Raw genomic sequence first — 15,820 nt, 5'->3', positions numbered from 1 at the left:
CAAAGCTATATTTGTACTTACTTTTATACAAGTACTTACCCCAAAGTATGTAACCATGACAGCTGTTAAAGAAAGTTCTACCCGTAATTTTAATAAAGGCATAGCGCTAACCAGCTGCCCGGTTACCTTTGTAATGGAAAAAATTGGTGGTTATTGGAAACCCATTATTATTTTTCATTTAATGAGTGGCCCAAAACGTTATAGTGAGTTAAAACGGGCAATACCACAGATAACTGAAAAAATGCTTATACAGCACTTAAAGCAATTGCAAAATGATGATCTTGTTCATCGGAATGCACAAGCGGTTGTTCCTCCGGTAGTTACCTATAACCTCACAAAATCGGGGCAGGATCTTTTTCATGTATTAGATTCGATGGTAGATTGGGCCGTGAAAAATGGCTCTGTTTAACTATTATACATACTCACCTGGGCAATCAGAATGACGAATAAATATATTGAAGGTTTTAAACCTTCATTACCAGCGCAAACTAAATGATATAAACCTTAGCGAAGCGAAACGCGGGAACCAACTTGATTACCCGCACAGACATTGCGCCCCGAGAAGGAAATAAGGCGATGTATTTTTTATTGACAGGAAATGAAAGGATAGTTTTTCATTGGAGATTGCAGTCCTGCTGTTCGCTGTAGCCCTCATGCTTCGGGGCTGCCGCTGCCATCAGGTTTACGAACAGCGTAGGTGCAAGCTGAAGCCTCAAAAATTAAATACGGATCTAGCTTTTCTAAAAACCAAAAGAAAATCATTTTGAATATGCGGGAGAGCCTACAGTATCATAATTCCCTTGATGTTTCCGGCCTGCTTATAAACTGCAATCACCTCATCAGCATTTTGCATTATCTTTTTTACGGTAATTGAAACATATTTCCCTGTTTTTGAAGCTTGCTCAATAAACTCATCATCAGGCAAAATGGCACGTAAATCTTGTATTTTATCTAACCCGCCAGTGATAATAAATTTAAAATTGTAAACACCCGGAAACTGCTCAACACTTTCCAATTTCTCTTTTAAATTAGCATAAATATCTCCACTAGTACCATCTGGGATATCAGTAAACTCAATATCTTTATTATTTTTATTCTCATCCATAGCGAAAGCATATCAAATTCTATACCCAAATAAATAGGGTGCAATTCTGACAGCATAAACGTTTTTTTAAGTAAAACACCCCCATTTCGGGCGATTAGAAGGAAAACATTATTAATGACATACAAGTTTAATTTTAACTTTGGGTTTTAAGCCCTCAATAGTAGCACAAGCTAAATTTATATAAACCTTGGCGAAGCGGATACCGGCCCAGAGGGTAATGCCTGCAGGCGTATGAGCAAAGCAAAGGGCTACTGAATCCGATGAAATACAGCTGTTGCTTTACCCCTAAATCCCCTAAAGGGGGACTTCATACCCCAAATTTAATGGCATGATGGATTCTAACCACGAAGTAGCTATTAGACCTAAAAAACAATAAGAACAGCTAATAAAACAAGTTCTGCATGACGAGCCATTACAGCGACCGATCAGGTTTTTAACTAATTACTAACAACTTTGGCAAAAAGCGATAGGAATTGTTATTTTTGAACCTCAAAAAAACAGGAGCCGATTTGGATTATTTAGCAGGATTAAACCCACAACAAAGAGCAGCAGTAGAGAACACAAAAGGACCAGTAATGATTGTTGCAGGTGCAGGTTCGGGCAAAACCAGGGTAATTACATTTCGTGTAGCCCACCTTATTCAAACCGGTACCGACCCCTTTAACATCCTGGTTTTAACCTTTACCAACAAGGCAAGTAAGGATATGCGCGAGCGTATCAGTAAAGTGGTTGGTGCAGAGGCAAAAAACATTTGGATGGGTACTTTTCACTCTGTTTTTGCCAAAATTTTACGTGTAGAGGCCGAGAAAATCGGTTATCCCAGCAATTTTACCATTTACGATACCGATGACAGTAAAAGTGTAATCCGTGCTATTTTGAAAGAAATGCAGCTGGATGATAAATTATATGCAGCTAACTTTGTTTTTAATAGAATTTCATCAGCCAAAAATAATTTAATTTCCTGGGGCGAATATCAGGCTAACGACCAGATACAGGCAGAAGATATTCAGAATAAACGCCCATTAATCGGTCAGATTTACGAAACCTATGCTAAACGCTGTTTCAGAGCAGGCGCAATGGATTTCGACGATTTATTGTTCAAAACCAATATTTTATTGAAGGAACATCCGGATGTTTTAAATAAATACCAGCAGAAATTCAGGTACCTGATGGTGGATGAGTACCAGGATACCAACTTTTCGCAGTATACCATTGTGAAAAAACTGGCGGCGGCTTATCAGAACATTTGTGTGGTAGGTGATGATGCACAGAGTATTTATGCTTTCCGTGGTGCTAACATCCAGAATATTTTAAATTTCGAACGCGATTATCCTGATTTAAAGGTTTATAAATTAGAACAGAATTACCGTTCTACCCAAAATATTGTTGATGCAGCGAGCAGCATCATTGCCAACAACAAAAATCAGCTCGAAAAAAATGTTTTCTCGGATAACGAACCCGGCGACCGCATTAAAGTTTCGCGGGCTTTTACCGATAACGAAGAGGGTAAACTGGTTGCCGAAGCCATTATTCAGGAACGCAGCACCAAGGGATACCAGCACAACGATTTTGCCATTTTGTATCGTACCAATGCACAAAGCAGGGCTATGGAGGAGGGTTTACGTAAACTCAATATTCCTTACCGGATATATGGCGGTCAGTCTTTTTATCAACGCAAAGAGATTAAAGATTTAATTGCATATTTCCGTTTAACTTTTAATCCGAAGGATGAAGAGGCTATAAAACGTGTAATTAATTACCCTAAGCGTGGTATTGGCGATACCTCTATTGACAAAATTATTGTTGCGGCAGACCAGCATGGGAAAACCATGTGGGATGTAATTTCGAATGCACACGAATATGTAGACGGGCGTTTAGCCAATCAATTGAACGATTTTGCCATGATGGTGCAAAGTTTTCAGGCCGAGGCAAAAAAGCTCGATGCTTATGATACGGCTTTGTTTATTGCCCAACATGCAGGTATTTTAAAAGAATTATACACTGACGATAGCGTTGAAGGGCGTGCGAGATACGAAAATATCCAGGAGTTATTAAATGGTATTAAGGAATTTGCAGAGCGCGAAGACATTGAAGAAAAAGGGCTGGATATCTTTATGCAGGATGTTGCCCTTTTAACCAACGATGATAAGGACGGTGATAAAAATAAGGATACGGTTTCTTTAATGACGATCCACTCGGCCAAAGGTTTGGAGTTTAAAAACGTATTTATTGTAGGGTTGGAAGAAAATTTGTTTCCATCACAAATGTCGTTAACCAACCGTACTGATTTAGAGGAAGAGCGACGTTTGTTTTATGTGGCCATTACCCGTGCCGAAGTAAAACTGACACTTACTTACGCCACTTCCCGTTATCGCTGGGGAACTTTAACCAACTGCGAACCAAGCCGTTTCATCAACGAAATTAGTCCGAAATTTTTAGAATTGGATGTAAAACCAGCCAAGTCGAACAGTTTTGATGGTAATTTCGACGATGACCGCAAAACATGGACCTCACAGCCGCGCGATTTCTTTAGCAAACCGAAACCAGCGGCCGGCGCAACGACTTCCGCCCCGCCTGTCCGTCCGAAAACAACATCTTTACTGGCAAAAGCACACGTGCCCACACCTGGCTTTACGCCATCACAACCACATGAATTTCAGGGCGGTATGGAGGTTGAGCACGAAAAATTCGGTTTTGGAAAAATTATCAGCTTGGAGGGAACCTTGCCTGATGTTAAGGCGACTGTATTCTTCCAGGGATTAGGCAACAAGCAATTGCTGCTTAAGTTTGCGAAACTGATGATTGTAAAATAAACGCAGATTTCCATTTAGCCACGGAAACTCAGCGGCACGGAAAATAACGAAAATTCGTCATCCTGATTCCGATGGAAAATCGGGATCAGGATCCATAATAGATAAAACAAATAGATGCTGAATCAAGTTCAGCATGACGAATGAGATGAAATTATGCCTAACCTTGTGTTTTCAACCTTTAATAAATAGATCGATCTTCGAGAAATTCTCCAATCTTGAGGGTAATTAATTGTTCACTATCCAATGATTTAGCTTGTACATGCCATTCATCTGTTAACTCAATAATTTCTACCATGCTACCAAAGGGGAAAAATTCACCTTTATTATCAACAGTAATTTTCACCTTTTCCCCAACTTTTGGCTCTTTAAAAAATAATTGGTTTCCTACTATATTCAGCCCTTCAATTTTTTCCAAATCTGATAAAAGATATTTTCGATAAGGCGATTGCGGATTTTGTGAAACCAATACAAAAGATTGGGTCTCCAATTCATATTGAACCTGCATTTTATAGAAAAATTTACCCCTTATTTTATCTCCGAGGTAAATTTTATCGCCTTGTGCCGTAAGGCAGCCTGTATAAAAAGATTCTATATCCATAAATTGACTGATAAGACCTGATTTCCATTTTAAACACCAAATATGGCTTAAACTTTTAGGATTCTTATTGAAAAACCACAAAATTATCCTTATTATTGAACTCGGTTCTCCCGATTACAAACCATGCAACTTACTAGGTTAGAAATTAAAGGTTTTAAGAGCTTTGGCGATAAAGTGACCATCAATTTTAATGAGGGTGTTACCGCTATTGTTGGTCCTAATGGTTGTGGAAAATCAAACGTAATCGATGCCATGCGCTGGGTTTTGGGCGAGCAGAGCACCAAAGCACTTCGTTCAGAAAAGATGGAGAACATCATTTTCAACGGAACAAAAAACCGTAAACAGGCACAGCTTGCCGAGGTTTCATTAAGCTTTGATAATACCAAGAACATCCTGCCAACAGCCTATTCACAGGTTACCGTAACTCGTAAACTCTATAGAAATGGCGATAGTGAATATCGTTTAAACGATGTTCAATGTAGGTTAAAGGATATTACCGACCTTTTTCTGGATACCGGAATCGGCTCTGATAGTTATTCGATCATTGAGCTGAAAATGGTTGATGAAATTATTACCAACAAAGAGCATAGCCGTCGTTCTTTATTTGAAGAAGCATCGGGAATTTCGAAATACAAATTACGTAAAAAACAGACCTTCAGCAAGTTAAAAGATACAGAAGCCGATTTAGAACGGGTTGAAGATTTACTTTTCGAGATCGAAAAAAACCTTAAAACCTTAGAAAATCAGGCACGTAAAGCTGAACGTTATTATAAGCTAAAAGAACAATACCGCGAACTGAGTGTTCAGTTGGCTACGCACCGTATAGCCTTTTTCCGTACCGACTTAAACGCTTTAGAAACACAAGAGCAAAATCAACAGGTAAACCGCACTGAACTCAGCAATAAAATAGATACGGGTGAAGCCGAACTGCAAAAGCTTAAACTAGGCAGTATTAACCAGGAAAAGAACCTTTCTGTACAACAAAAGGCCACAAACGAGTTTGTTTCGAAAATCCGTGCTTATGAAAGCGAGAAAAAAGTAAAGAACGAGCAAATGCGTTTTTTACAGGAAAAAGAAAGCCGTTTATCGGGTGAGCTCGAAAAAGATAAAAATCAGGTTAACCACATTAAATACAATATTAAACGTTTAAATGAAGAGGTTTTAACAGAAACTGAGGTTTTTAACCGACTGGAATCTGATTTAAAAAGTTTAAAATCTACGCTCGACACTTTACGCGAACAACAACAAACCGAGAAAAACAGGATCGACAACCTGATTAAATCTGTTAACGACCTGCAAAATCAGGTATATCAATCGCAAAAAGAAATTGATATCCTAAATATCCAAAAAGATGCGCTGGTACAGGAAACCAACCGGAATGTTGATGATACCGAAACCAAAACATTAGAATTAAAAGCTTTCGATCATGCTTTGGCCGAACTTGATATTCAGGTTAGGGAGAAACAAGCTAATATTAAGAACCTAACGGAAGCTGAAGAACTTTTAAAGGAAAAGCTGGCTACTTCAGAAATGAATTTAAGTTCGAACAAGGAAAAACTAACGGCCGAAAACCGTAAAAAAGATGCCAAGCAGAACGAATATAACCTCACCAAATCACTTGTTGATAGTTTAGAGGGCTTTCCTGAATCGATCCGTTTTTTGAAGAAAAACAACGCTTTTGCTAAAAGCGCCCTGCTCCTTTCTGATATTTTATTCTGTAATGAAGACTACCGCATAGCCATTGAGAATTACCTGGAACCGGTAATGAACCATTATGTGGTCGATCAGTATGCAGATGCAGTACAGGCCATTAACCTTTTAACCGATGCCAGCCGCGGACGGGCAAATTTTTTCATTTTAGAAAATGTACCCGATAAAAACCCAGTGATTGGCACGCATGAAGGACTTATTTCGGCGCTATCAGTTATTGAAGTTGATAAAAAATACCAGCACCTTTGCAATCTGCTTTTGCAAAATGTTTACATCGCGGTAGCTGAACAAGAAAATTTGTTTAAAGCAACACCAACAGATAGTTTAACCATTTTGGCTAAAAATGGAAAATATGCCCAAACCAAATTCACATTGGCGGGCGGCTCGGTGGGTTTATTTGAGGGTAAAAGGATTGGCCGTGCCAAGAATTTAGAAAATCTGGCAAAAGAAATCAAAGCTTCAGAATCGTTGATTAATCAGTATGATGCTGCAATTAAAGCCGAAACGGATAACATATTTAACCTAAAAGAAGCTTCAAAAATCAATCAGATCAATGCACTGCAACAAGAAATGAACCGTTTAAACAACGAACATATTTCTGTGCAGACCCGCCGCGACCAGTACCAGGAGTTTATTACCACCAGCGAAAACCGTAAAACAGATATTGCCCAAAAGATCGTATCCATAGAAAAAGCCTTATCTGAAAAATTGCCAGCATTGGTTCAATTGCAAAAAGACCAGCAAGAAGCGCATATAAATTTGCAGGAACAACAACTTAATTATCAGGAAATTGCCGATCAGGTAAACGAAAGTGCGGGCAAATATAACCAGGACAACATCCGTTTCCACCAGCAACAAAATAAGTTATCAGGCTTAGAAAAAGATTTAGATTACCGTTTTGTACAGGAAGAAGCTTTAAATAAGCGCATCGCCCAAAACGATAAAGAATTACAGGAAGCACTTACCCAAATTACGGCAACGTTACAGCACACTGACCTGAATGATGATACGCTTTTAGAGATGTATCAACAACGTGAAGAGATGGAAAAAGGGCTTGCAGAAGCTGAGCAAGCTTATTTCACAAGCAAAGGAAGCATTAACGAGGTTGAAAACGACCTGACCAATATCCGTAAAACACGTGAAGAAACCGATTTCCTATTAACGGAGATTAAGGATAAAAAGAACGCCTTAAAAATCGATCTGAATGCATTAAAAGAACGATTAGCTGTCGAATTCAATATCGACATCAACGATCTTTTAGAAACAGATACCGAAATTGAAGCTTTAGAAAGTGAGTTCGATCTCCGCCAAAAGGTAGAGCGGATGAAACGCCAATTGGACGAATTTGGCGCCATTAACTCCATGGCCATGGAGGCCTTTAAAGAAATGGAAGAACGTTATACTTTTATCCAGAACCAGAAAAAAGATCTTAATGCCGCTAAAACCGATCTTTTACAAACGATTAAAGAGATAGACGATACGGCCAAAGATAAATTTATGCAGGCCTTTACCCAGGCCCGTGAGCACTTTATCGTGGTTTTCCGTTCTTTATTTAACGAAGAAGATAGCTGCGACCTGATTTTATCAGATATCAATAATCCTCTGGAAGCCGATATTGATATTATCGCCCGTCCGAAAGGGAAAAGACCATTATCCATCAATCAGTTATCCGGTGGGGAAAAGACTTTAACGGCTACAGCGCTATTGTTTTCGCTTTATCTGTTAAAACCTGCGCCATTCTGTATTTTCGATGAGGTTGATGCGCCTTTGGATGATACCAACATCGATAAATTCAATAATATTATCCGTAAATTCTCTGATCAATCACAGTTTATCATTGTATCGCACAACAAACGGACCATCGCCAGCACCGATATTATTTATGGCGTAACCATGGTTGAACAGGGCGTCTCGAGGGTTGTAGCGGTCGATTTAAGGGAAGTAGCGGCTTAACTCATCTTTTTCGTCATTGCGAGGAGGTACGACGAAGCAATCTTTTATTTACATTTTTCCAATTAGAAAATGAAAGATGTGATTACTTTTTTAATTCCACTTTAATTCGATCGTTATGCTGAATTTATTTTATTAGTGTTTTTTATTTTTTTAAAAGTCTAATAGCTACTTCGTGGTCATCATCTTTCCTGCAATAAAGACCCTGAAATGAATTACCTTCGGTGAGCTCACTAAGGCCCGGTTCAGGGTGATGCCTTCTATATATCCCAATAATTAATATCTTTAGGGAAATTTAAACGACTAATCGTCCTTTCGAGCGATTGCAGCGAAGCCGAGAAATCTACATCAATAGATCTCTCTCCCGACTTAACGTCGGGACTATGCTCCAGTCGAGATGACGATCCTAACTTATTACAAAATAACAATGAAAATCCTATATATCCTCCCCTTAGCCATGATGCTAAGCTGCTGTTCATCAGTAAAAAATCAAAACAATACTGCCTCTGGCAAGTTAGATGCCCAATTGTTAAAAGATGTTGAGGTCTTATCTTCCGATGCTTATCAGGGTAGAAAAACCGGAACAAAAGGCGCTGAAATGGCCAGGGCGTACATTATAGAAAGATTTCAAAAATTAGGATTAAAATCTTATCCTCAGCATGTAAACTATGCCCAGGAGTTCACTTTTAATGGAAGAGGCAATACAAAAATAAATGGCACCAATATCATCGGCTACATTCCGGGTAAAGGAACCAATGTTATTGTGGTATCTGCCCATTACGACCATTTAGGTATAGTAAAAGACGAAGTTTTTAACGGTGCTGATGATAATGCATCGGGGACTGCAGGATTATTAAAAATTGCCGCCTATTTTGCTAAAAACAAGCCAAATAATACAATTATTTTCGCGGCTTTCGATGCGGAAGAAATGGGTTTACAAGGTGCAAAGGCATTTGTAGGCAATCCACCAGTGCCTATTAATACTATCGCCATTGATCTGAATATGGATATGATCAGCCATAGCGATAAGGGTGAGCTCTATATATGCGGAACTTTTAAATATCCTGATTTAAAGAAGTATGTAGATACGACTAAAACCAATATCAAATTACTTTTCGGCCACGATGATCCTAAACAAGGTCACGATGATTGGACCAATCAGAGCGACCAAGGCGCATTTAATGCCAAAAATATCCCTTTCTTATATTTTGGTGTAGAAGATCACAAAGATTACCACAAAGCTACCGACGAATATGCTACCATCACCAAACAATTTTTCAGCAATGCAGCAAGTGCCGTATTAGATGTTGTAAAAAGTATCGACAAACAAACCGGCTTACAACAGTTGTTAAAAGATAAAATGATCATGATGGACAATCCAAGAAAGTCGGAAAAATTTTAACAAACCCGATCGATATAGATATAAAACCTGCCCTATCCGGCAGGTTTTTTTATGCATTATAGATTTCACAATAAATTATTCACCTATATATCAGATAATTACAAATAAAACTATAAAAATAGTTTGCAAACTATTTTTATAGTCGTAACTTCAATTAACCAAACTACAAAAATAGTTGCTATGATAAAAGAACTCACAAAAGCAGAAGAACAGATTATGCTCATCCTTTGGGAAATGGGCGAAGCCTTAGTAAAAGATGTTATCGAAAAGATGAACGAACCCAAACCCGCTTACAACACAGTTTCGACCGTAATCAGGGTTTTAGAAACTAAAGGCTTTGTTGATCATAAAGCTATCGGCAATACGCATATCTACTTCCCCATTATAAAAGAAACTGATTATAAACGTTTTGCATTAGATAAGGTAATGAGCAACTATTTCGAAAACTCCTACGAGAGTCTGGTTTCTTTCCTGGTGAAAGAAAAAAGTATGGGTACTGAAGCACTCAATGAAATTATCCAATTGGCAGAGAAACTTAAAAAAGAGAAGTGATGAGCTGGTTATATTATTTACTCGAAGCAAATCTATATCTTATCTTATTTTATGGATTTTATAGATTATTCCTCCACAGGGAAACCTTTTATGGATTAAGCAGATACTATCTGATTTTCAGCTCGATACTGGCCTTTATACTTCCATTTTTGCAGCTGGGATTTTTAAAGGAAGAAATGGTAGTCGATTATTCCGGATATACTCAAATTGAAGCGCCGGTATCTGCTTTAAATATAGCAAATGCCCTTTTATTACTCTACCTAACGATTTCTATCATATTAATGCTAAAAGTTTTGTGGGGGTTAAGGTACATCGCAAAGTTAATGCGGGGCGTCAGTAAAAATAAACAAAATGGTATCACATTTATAGAGATCGAAAATTCAAAAATGGCCTTTTCATTTTTCAATCTACTGTTTATTGATCCCGAAATGAATCAAAAATCTACAGTACTAAAGCACGAAATGGTTCATATCAAACAAAAGCATAGTCTCGACATTCTACTATTCGAAATGATACAAATCTCCAGTTGGTTCAATCCAATTATCTATTTAATTAAGAACGATATCAGGCTCGTCCACGAATACCTTGCCGATGAGGCCACCACTAAAAAAGACATTACCAAATATGATTATGCTTTATTCCTGATCCAAAATTCTTATGGAAATCAAGAAGTTACCATTAGTAATCACTTTTTCAATTCTTCACTACTAAAAAATAGAATAAGTATGTTAAACCAAAAAAAATCGGCAAAATGGGCCAGGCTCAAATTGTTATTTATTATTCCACTAGTTGGATCTATGCTGTTCTTATCTACGACAGCATTTACAAAAGACTATAATACCATCCAATTAGGGCAAAAAAATGAAACCTTAACCATTATTCTTCAGGACACTACTAAGAAAAAGTCTGATAAAAAGAGATTACCCCCACCACCACCAAAGGAACCATATACAGCCAAAGCCAAAAAAGTTACGGAAATAACGATAAATGAACCTATTATTAAAAAAGACGACAAAAGAATACCACCTCCTCCACCGGTAGAACCCGGCTCCTTAAAAGCGAAAAAGCTTAGTGTACCAAAAGTGGATCAAGTTCGTTTTGCTCCTCCTATTGTTAAAAAAGATGGAAAAAAAATGCCTCCACCTGTTGTGAGGAAGGATAAAAAAACATTACCGCCGCCACCGCCCGTTGAGCCAAAACCAGAAAAAAAAGCGAATGAAAATGAGCCAACTACGGTTAATCTTGTTCCAGCTACAGAGACTAAGGCAAACAACCGGGATCACTCGTTATCCTCAGATCAAAAAACTATTAAAGAGGTAACGGTGAAGGGATATGCTACTACTTCAAATGCAAAAAATAAAGGTGATGTAAACACAATCAGGATAACGCCTGTTAAAGAAATCACAATTACAGGTTATCCAAAAAAGCAATAACTACTGCGGTACGTAAACCACATATTTAGTCTCAAAAAAATCTTCTTCAAAATAAGCTGAAAGCGGGTATAATTCTGCTTTCAGTTTTGATTCTTTGATCTCTTCTGCCAAATCGCCTCCTTTTAGATACAAAATCCCATTCGGAATGGCATTTAATGAATCTTTTTTAAATTTGCCCTGTATCCATGGATAAAATTCGCCCAAACGCGTAACCGCTCTCGATACCACAAAATTAAATTTCTCCTTAATCTGCTCGGCTCTTAAATGGTCGGCCCTTAAATTCTCCAAACCTAATGCCGAAGCCACCTCTTTTACCACTTTAATCTTTTTTCCGATAGAATCGACCAGATAAAACTGCGTTTCTGGAAACAAGATCGCCAATGGGATGCCCGGAAAACCACCACCTGTACCTACATCTAAAACCGATTCGCCGGCTTTAAAATTGCATACTTTAGCGATCCCCAACGAATGCAATACATGGCGCTCGTATAACTCTTCGATATCCTTTCTCGAGATTACATTAATCTGTGCATTCCAAAAACGATATAAATCAAACAATTGCGAAAATTGAGCAATCTGTTTTTCACTTAGGTTAGGAAAATATTTTAAAACGATATCGGGTTTTACATCAAGCATATTGTAATTGCTAAGGATTATTGAATTTATTTCCAGTTTACTTTTTTCTTACCAAACAAGGCTAAAAATCCGTTCAGGGTCAAAAACAGAAACAAAAGTATGTCTAAAATTGGGAACCACCAACGCAAATCGCTATAGTTTAAGCGTTTCAGCAATTTTGGATAGATAAAACACCTGATGATGATGCTTAATCCGAGGATGCCTAAAGCAACATATTGCGCCTCACGGCTAAAAAACATACATGCAGCAAAGAACGCATAAAACAAAAACTGAAAAACAATCTGAAGACTTAAGATAAACTTGTGCTTCGATTTATAGAACTTTCCGGCTCCAAAATGACGCTTTTTCTGCCTCAGGTAACCTCTCCAGGTACTGTTGGGCTCGCTCCAAACGTGGCTATCCGGGTGTAAACGGATCTCTGTATTGTATTTATTGGCGTGTGCATTTACAAATAAATCATCATCTCCAGATGGGATATGCATGTGTGCTGCAAAACCTTTATTTTTAAAAAAAAGCGATTTTTTATAGGCCATATTACGTCCAACCCCCATATATGGCATACCTTTAAGCGCGAAAGCCAGGTAATTTACAGCAGTAAAAAAGGTTTCGAAGCGGATTAATGCATTTAGCAGACTTCTTTTCTTCATATAAGGCGAGTAGCCCAAAACGATCTCCGTATTTTCATCGGCAGGCTGTTGCATATCCTTTAACCAATGCTCAGAAGCTGGTGTACAATCTGCATCAGTAAAAACCAGCCAATCGTATTTGGCAGCCTTTATTCCCATGGTTACCGCGAATTTCTTACCTGCTATAAATTTATCGTTATCTAAAATTTTAACTACTTTCAGGTTACGGTGTTTCTTCTCTAATTGTTCTAAAAACTCTTCTGTACCATCCCAAGAGCGATCATTAACCACCACAACTTCGAACTCCGGATAATCCTGGCTTAATAATGCAGGCAGATACTGCCCTAAATTTACAATTTCGTTTCGGGCACAAACAATTACACTTAACGGTTTTTGTGCAGATAACGGGATCTCCTCTATGCTTACATTGGCTAATTTCAAATGAACAAAAAGGACATAGTAAAGCTGAACCAAAAGGCAAAAAGCCAATATCGAGAGCAGAATAATTTCAAGCAGGGTTAATATCACGATGGTAAAATAAATAGGCGCAAATTTCTCATTTTTAATCTGTAAATCACTTTTATGTGGATAAAAAATTAAACAAAAATATGCCCTCAATTTTTGCTATTTTTGGCAGATTTTCGACGAGAAAAAACACATATGAACCGCCTACCGTCAAAATAACAATTAGTTTTAATAAAACGTAATTTGATGGTGGTAAGCTCCACCTAACAATTGGAGAAAAATAAATAGAAACAGATGAAATTTAGTTTACAGGCTAACGATCCACTATCTAAAGCCAGAGCCGGAACGGTAACAACTGCTCATGGCGAAATACAAACCCCTATTTTTATGCCTGTGGGCACTGCAGGAACGGTAAAAGCCGTACATCAGCGCGAACTGAAAGACGATATTGACGCAAAAATCATTTTAGGCAATACTTACCATTTATATTTACGACCCGGACTAGATATCCTTGAAAAAGCTGGTGGATTACACAAATTTATTGGCTGGGACCGTCCGATTTTAACAGATAGTGGCGGCTACCAAGTATATTCCTTAAGTAAAGTTCGTAAAATTAAAGAAGAAGGCGTTACTTTCCACTCCCATATTGATGGATCGAAACACCTTTTCACACCAGAATATGCCATGGATATTCAGCGTACCATAGGTGCCGATATTATTATGGCCTTTGATGAGTGCACGCCATACCCATGTGACTATACTTATGCAGCGCAATCCATTAAAATGACACACCGTTGGTTAAAACGCTGTTGTGCCCGTTTTGATAGCACCGAACCTAAATACGGTTTCGATCAGACCCTTTTCCCTATTGTTCAGGGTTCAGTGTATAAAGATTTGCGTATAAAATCGGCAGAATTTATTGCCAGTATGAACCGTGAGGGCAATGCCATTGGCGGTTTATCAGTTGGTGAACCGGCCGAAGAGATGTACGCCATGACAGAAGTGGTGTGCAATATATTACCAGAAGAAAAACCACGTTATTTAATGGGCGTGGGTACGCCGATCAATATTTTGGAGAATATTGCACTGGGCATCGATATGTTCGATTGTGTAATGCCAACCAGAAATGCCAGAAATGGCATGCTTTTTACCAGAAATGGTATTATAAACATCAGGAATAAAAAATGGGAGAACGATTTTTCTCCATTGGATGCGGAGAGCGATCTTCATGCTGATTTAGTAACCAGTAAAGCATATTTAAGACATTTGGTACATAGTAAGGAGATGCTTGGCGCTCAAATTGCTACCTTGCATAATCTGCATTTCTATCTTTGGCTGGTAAAACAGGCCAGAGTAAAGATCATTGCAGGTGAATTTTACGAGTGGAAAAACAAAATGGTTAAAGTATTAGGCAATAAGCTATAAAATGAATCTGTTAAAAGGAAGGATAAAAATCATCGATCAGTATATTATCGGGAAATACCTGGGTACATTTATTTATACCCTGGCCATTTTTGTGATCATTATTGTAGTGTTCGATTTATCGGAAAAGATGGATGATTTTATGAAAAGTGGACTGAGTTTTTGGGGGATTCTCTCTAAATATTACGCAGGCTCTATTCCTTTTTATGTGAATATGCTTTCACCACTGATCAATTTTATTGCGGTAATTTTCTTTACCGCAAAAATGGCCGATCAGACTGAAATTGTACCAATTTTAAGCGGTGGGGTAAGTTTTAATCGCTTTTTATTTCCTTACCTGGTGTCGGCTACGATTATTTTCTCAGCCAATTTACTTTCAAATCTATACATCCTCCCTTATACCAATACTTTAAAAAACAGTTTCGAGAATACGTATGTAAAACGTAATGATCCTTCCACAAAATCAAACATCCACATGAAACTGGATGATAAAACCTATATCTACATTGATAATTTCGACAACAAAACGAATTCAGGATATCGGTTTTCTTTGGATAATTTCAGCGGAGATGTACTTACCAAAAAGATCGTTGCCGAAAATATAAAATGGGATTCGCTTAAACGCAAATGGCAGTTGAACAACTACTCCATCCGCAAGATCGATGGCCTGAAAGAAACCATGATTTACGGTAACGGAAAGCAAAAAGATACCATCCTGGATATGCGTCCGGATGATTTTTCGGCATATGACAATGTGGTGCAAAATTTAACCACGAAGGAACTTTCTGATAAGATCAGGAAAGAAAAAATCCGCGGAACGGGTGTGATGAACGATCTTCAGTTTGAAAAATACAAACGTTACCTACACCCACTTTCAGCCTTTGTATTAACGCTAATTGGTGTGGCGCTGTCGTCGCGTAAAGTACGTGGCGGAGTCGGAGTATCGTTAGGCATCGGAATCTTCATCAGCTTCGCTTATATCGTATTTAACCAGTTTACGCAGATGTTTTCTACCAAAGGTGGATTACCGCCTTTTGCGGCTGTTATTATGCCTACATTATTCTTTGGCTTATTAGGTTTTTATCTATTAAGAAAAGCACCAAAATAG

12 protein-coding genes are annotated in these 15,820 nt (G+C 38.1%); 8 read left to right on the top strand and 4 right to left on the bottom strand.

Features of this window, described 5'->3' with window-relative positions; translation table 11 throughout:
* Positions 1-55 precede the first annotated feature (55 nt).
* On the top strand, positions 56-409 hold the full coding sequence (locus AC07VK_RS01720; protein WP_492957896.1) for a winged helix-turn-helix transcriptional regulator: 354 nt from the start codon (positions 56-58) through the stop codon (positions 407-409).
* 372 nt (positions 410-781) lie between these two features.
* On the opposite strand, the gene AC07VK_RS01715 is transcribed toward AC07VK_RS01720, so the two are convergent.
* Positions 782-1,105 carry a DUF493 family protein gene (locus AC07VK_RS01715; protein WP_492955834.1) on the bottom strand — a complete coding sequence of 108 codons (324 nt, stop codon included), beginning with the start codon at positions 1,103-1,105 and terminating at the stop codon, positions 782-784.
* Between the two features lie 509 nt (positions 1,106-1,614).
* Between AC07VK_RS01715 and AC07VK_RS01710 the strand changes: the two genes are divergently transcribed.
* Positions 1,615-3,918: an ATP-dependent helicase gene (locus AC07VK_RS01710; RefSeq protein ID WP_492955888.1), complete on the top strand. Its 2,304-nt coding sequence runs from the start codon at positions 1,615-1,617 to the stop codon at positions 3,916-3,918.
* 178 nt (positions 3,919-4,096) lie between these two features.
* Here the strand turns inward: AC07VK_RS01710 and AC07VK_RS01705 are convergent, their stop codons facing one another.
* Positions 4,097-4,516: a hypothetical protein gene (locus AC07VK_RS01705; protein WP_492957894.1), complete on the bottom strand. Its 420-nt coding sequence runs from the start codon at positions 4,514-4,516 to the stop codon at positions 4,097-4,099.
* Between the two features lie 123 nt (positions 4,517-4,639).
* Here AC07VK_RS01705 and smc point away from each other — a divergent pair, with 123 nt between their 5' ends.
* The 4 genes from smc (at position 4,640) to AC07VK_RS01685 (ending at position 11,563) form a co-directional block, all read left to right on the top strand.
* Positions 4,640-8,179, top strand: a complete 3,540-nt coding sequence (smc, locus tag AC07VK_RS01700) for a chromosome segregation protein SMC (protein WP_492957892.1) — start codon at positions 4,640-4,642, stop codon at positions 8,177-8,179.
* A 424-nt stretch (positions 8,180-8,603) separates the two neighbouring features.
* On the top strand, positions 8,604-9,578 hold the full coding sequence (locus AC07VK_RS01695; protein WP_492957890.1) for a M28 family peptidase: 975 nt from the start codon (positions 8,604-8,606) through the stop codon (positions 9,576-9,578).
* 180 nt (positions 9,579-9,758) lie between these two features.
* Positions 9,759-10,130: a BlaI/MecI/CopY family transcriptional regulator gene (locus AC07VK_RS01690; RefSeq protein WP_492955830.1), complete on the top strand. Its 372-nt coding sequence runs from the start codon at positions 9,759-9,761 to the stop codon at positions 10,128-10,130.
* The gene (locus AC07VK_RS01685) at positions 10,130-11,563 is read left to right on the top strand and encodes a M56 family metallopeptidase (RefSeq protein ID WP_494939775.1); all 1,434 of its coding nucleotides are present in this window, start codon (positions 10,130-10,132) and stop codon (positions 11,561-11,563) included. Before AC07VK_RS01690 ends, AC07VK_RS01685 begins: the two co-directional genes overlap by 1 nt.
* On the opposite strand, the gene rsmG is transcribed toward AC07VK_RS01685, so the two are convergent.
* Positions 11,564-12,199, bottom strand: a complete 636-nt coding sequence (rsmG, locus tag AC07VK_RS01680) for a 16S rRNA (guanine(527)-N(7))-methyltransferase RsmG (protein ID WP_492957888.1) — start codon at positions 12,197-12,199, stop codon at positions 11,564-11,566.
* 26 nt (positions 12,200-12,225) lie between these two features.
* On the bottom strand, positions 12,226-13,443 hold the full coding sequence (locus AC07VK_RS01675) for a glycosyltransferase (protein ID WP_492957886.1): 1,218 nt from the start codon (positions 13,441-13,443) through the stop codon (positions 12,226-12,228).
* 141 nt (positions 13,444-13,584) lie between these two features.
* Here AC07VK_RS01675 and tgt point away from each other — a divergent pair, with 141 nt between their 5' ends.
* Both tgt and AC07VK_RS01665 read left to right on the top strand, forming a co-directional pair.
* Complete coding sequence (gene tgt / locus AC07VK_RS01670; RefSeq protein ID WP_492957884.1) at positions 13,585-14,715, top strand: tRNA guanosine(34) transglycosylase Tgt; 1,131 nt, start codon at positions 13,585-13,587, stop codon at positions 14,713-14,715.
* Position 14,716: 1 nt separating this feature from the next.
* The gene (locus AC07VK_RS01665; protein WP_426324887.1) at positions 14,717-15,820 is read left to right on the top strand and encodes an LptF/LptG family permease; all 1,104 of its coding nucleotides are present in this window, start codon (positions 14,717-14,719) and stop codon (positions 15,818-15,820) included.

This window comes from Pedobacter sp. GW821-FHT01D05, assembly GCF_059422505.1.
Note: the sequence above shows the minus strand (reverse complement) of the source record. Positions and strands in the feature narration are given on the sequence as shown.